The sequence below is a fragment of the Oleiphilus sp. HI0061 genome, assembly GCF_001635675.1.
The window spans coordinates 1-3,563 of the sequence record NZ_LWFE01000667.1 but is presented as its reverse complement, the minus strand read 5'-3'; the positions used below and the strand labels follow the sequence as shown (position 1 = coordinate 3,563).

Genomic DNA, 3,563 nt, shown 5'->3' with positions numbered 1-3,563 from the left:
GAAATTGCTGCAACTCGTGAGCGCTTAGGCTGGGCTCATGGTGCTTTTGAAATTCCCGAAGATATATATAATGGCTGGAATGCTCGTGAAGCGGGTTCCAAGGCTGAGAAAGATTGGTCTGCTCGTTTTGATGCATACGCAGAGGTATATCCAGAACTTGCTAGCGAATTCAATCGTCGTTTAGCTGGTGAGCTTCCAGAAGATTTTGCTAAACAAGCAGATCAATACATTAATCAGTTGCAAGAAGATGGTGCAACGATTGCCAGCCGAAAGGCATCGCAGAATTCCTTGAACCAGTTTGGTCCAATGCTTCCTGAATTAATGGGGGGCTCTGCTGATCTTGCTGCGTCTAACCTGACTTTATGGAGTGGCTGTAAGGGCTTGGAAGCTAATGATGCGGCCGGTAACTATATTTATTACGGCGTTCGTGAATTCGGTATGGCTGCGATTATGAATGGCATCGCCTTACACGGCGGATTTGTTCCTTACGGTGCTACTTTCTTAATCTTTATGGAATACGCACGCAATGCTGTACGTATGTCTGCACTCATGAAGCAGCGTGCTATCTATGTATTTACACATGATTCTATTGGTCTGGGCGAAGATGGCCCAACTCATCAGCCGGTCGAGCAGATTTCAAGTTTGCGTCTAACGCCTAACATGAACTGCTGGAGGCCTTGTGATACGGTTGAGTCAGCCGTGTCGTGGAAGCATTCCCTTGAGCGTGCCGATGGCCCATCTTCATTGATTTTCTCGCGGCAAAACCTAGTTCACCAAGAGCGAAGTAAAGAGCAAGTTGCAAATATTGAGCGTGGTGGTTACATCTTGAAAGACTGTGAAGGCTTGCCAGATTTGATTCTGATCGCTACAGGTTCTGAAGTAGGATTGGCAGTTGCTGCTGCAGACGAACTTACTAAGCGTGAAGTTAATGTCCGAGTTGTTTCTATGCCTTGTACTGATGTTTTTGATCAGCAAGATATCGAATATCGCCTGTCTGTTTTACCTCTTGAGGTTCCTGCGCGTATTGCTATTGAGGCAGCGATCGCCGATTACTGGTACAAGTATGTGGGTATTGACGGACGAGTGATCGGCATGAATAGTTTTGGCGAGTCTGCACCTGCAGGACAGTTGTTTGAGGAGTTCGGCTTCACTGTTGATAACATCCTAAATGTTGCCGAAGATTTGCTATAAATGCACGACCTTATAGTGAGCCTTGAAGGTATCGGACGCTCTGAATGACTTATCGTGTCGCAATTAATGGCTATGGTCGTATTGGGCAGTCTTTGTTGCGTGCTAGCTATGAACGGTCGAAAGGCCGTTCTGTTGGTGACGATTCGATAAAGTTTGTCGCTATTAATGAGCTTGCAGATGCTGATACGATTGCTTATTTGACCCGGTACGACACGACATTTGGTAGATTCCCGCTTTCAGTTGATGTCCAGGGTGACTCGAAGATGGTTGTCGGGAACGACCTAATTGCCTTAACACGTTTTTCGCAACCTAGCATGCTTCCTTGGGAGGATCTGGGTATAGATTTAGTCATGGAGTGTACTGGTCGCTTTAGTTCTCTTAAGCAGGTTTCCGGTCATTTGGAGTCTGGTGCCGGGCGCGTGCTTGTTTCTCAACCAGGTGATGAAAGCTTCGATAAGACAGTGATCTATGGTGTAAATCATTTTGGCTTAGATAGTGGCGACATAATCGCCTCGTGTGCGTCATGTACTAGTAATGCTGTTGTGCCAGTATTGAGTGCTATAGATGAACGCTTCGGTATTGTAGCTGGTTCGCTTACCACTATTCACTCCGCTATGAATGATCAGCCAACGATCGATGCCTATCATCATCAGGATCTTAGGCGTACTCGAAGCTCGATGAACAATGTGGTTCCCGTCGACACAGGTTTGGCGAAAGGTGTTGAGCGTATTTTGCCTGACTTGAAAGGTAAATTAACTGCGACTGCTATGCGAGTCCCTACGATTAATGTTTCAGCGATAGAGTTATCGTTGTATGTAGATATGGCCGTTAATACTAATGATGTGAACGCATTGTTAGCCGAAAAGGCTGGTGCCGATAAATTTGGTATTTTCCACTACACCGAAGAGCCGTTAGCGTCGAGTGATTTTGTTGGTGATACTCACTCAACAATTGTTGATGGTAGTCAGACAAGAGTGAGTGGCGGACGTTTGATCAAGGTTTTGACTTGGTTTGATAATGAATGGGCATACGCAAACCGTATGCTCGATGTTGCTAGATATTGGCTTGCAAAGTGACTTTTTGCAGGGCCGCAATGTTATATGGGAGATTATATGTCTGTTCTTAAAATGATGGATCTCGACCTTAAAGGAAAGAGGGTTTTGATTCGCGAAGATTTGAATGTTCCAGTTAAAGATGGAAAGGTAACGAGTGATGCACGTATTCGAGCGTCATTGCCTACAATCAAGCATGCTATGGAAGCCGGCGCTAAAGTAATGCTTATGTCTCATTTGGGTCGACCAACTGAGGGTGAGTATGATGAGGCTTTTTCACTGGCGCCCGTTGCTAGTCATATGTCCGATCTGCTCGGTAAAGATATTCCAGTACTAAAAGATTGGCAGGATACAGACGGTCTGAATGACGGCGACGTTGTGTTATTTGAAAATGTTAGATTTAACGTTGGTGAAAAGAAAGATGATGAGGCTTTGTCAAAGGCCTATGCAAAGCTTTGTGATATTTATGTGATGGATGCTTTCGGAACCGCTCATCGCGCACAAGCATCTACGCATGGTGTCGGCAAATTTGCCCCTGTTGCCTGCGCAGGCCCTTTGCTTGCTGCTGAACTGGATGCTTTAGGAAAAGCATTAAAAGAACCTAAGCGACCTTTAGTTGCTATTGTTGGTGGTTCCAAAGTCTCCACTAAATTAACAGTGCTTGAGTCACTTTCTGATATTGTTGACCAGCTAATTGTCGGTGGCGGTATTGCTAATACCTTTTTAGCTGCTGATGGCAAGGCTGTTGGTAAGTCTTTGTGTGAGGAAGATTTAATTCCCAAGGCTAAAGCTCTTAGCGAAAAGACTCATATCCCATTGCCTACAGACGTCGTGGTTGGTAGTGAGTTTTCAGAGTCTGCAGTTGCGACAACGAAAAATTCTGATGAGGTAGATGAAGGCGATATGATTTTTGATATCGGCCCGGCAACCTCTGAGAGCTTGGCGGAAATACTGAAAAGTGCGGGTACGATAATTTGGAATGGGCCAGTAGGCGTGTTTGAGTTCGACCAGTTTGGTGCGGGCACTAAAGCGCTATCATTAGCCATCGCTGATAGTGATGCATTCTCAATAGCAGGTGGTGGCGACACCTTGGCTGCTGTCGATAAGTATGAAATCGCAGATAAGGTTTCGTATATTTCTACGGGTGGCGGTGCCTTTTTAGAATTTGTAGAAGGTAAGACTTTACCTGCAGTAGCAATGTTAATAGAGCGCGCAAGCTCATAAATTCAATCCATGTTTTAACCGGAGATAATCATGGCATTAATTAGTATGCGACAACTACTTGATCATGCTGCAGAGTATGACTACGGAGTTCCAGCG

The 3,563-nt window shown here is 45.2% G+C and carries 3 protein-coding genes; all 3 read left to right on the top strand.

The window, feature by feature from the left end:
- Window positions 1-1,191, top strand: a 1,191-nt coding sequence (locus A3735_RS08445) for a transketolase C-terminal domain-containing protein (RefSeq protein WP_304439984.1), incomplete at its 5' end; no start/stop codon positions are given.
- Window positions 1,192-1,235: 44 nt separating this feature from the next.
- Window positions 1,236-2,267 carry a type I glyceraldehyde-3-phosphate dehydrogenase gene (locus A3735_RS08440; RefSeq protein WP_068506446.1) on the top strand — a complete coding sequence of 344 codons (1,032 nt, stop codon included), beginning with the start codon at window positions 1,236-1,238 and terminating at the stop codon, window positions 2,265-2,267.
- Window positions 2,268-2,303: 36 nt separating this feature from the next.
- Window positions 2,304-3,467: a phosphoglycerate kinase gene (locus A3735_RS08435; RefSeq protein WP_068506448.1), complete on the top strand. Its 1,164-nt coding sequence runs from the start codon at window positions 2,304-2,306 to the stop codon at window positions 3,465-3,467.
- Window positions 3,468-3,563: the final 96 nt, after the last annotated feature.

What these genes read in the sequence shown, in the direction of transcription:
- A3735_RS08435 (WP_068506448.1), top strand. Translation starts at nt 2,304, where the DNA reads ATGTCTGTTCTTAAAATGATGGATCTCGACCTTAAAGGAAAGAGGGTT.
- A3735_RS08440 (WP_068506446.1), top strand. Translation starts at nt 1,236, where the DNA reads ATGACTTATCGTGTCGCAATTAATGGCTATGGTCGTATTGGGCAGTCT.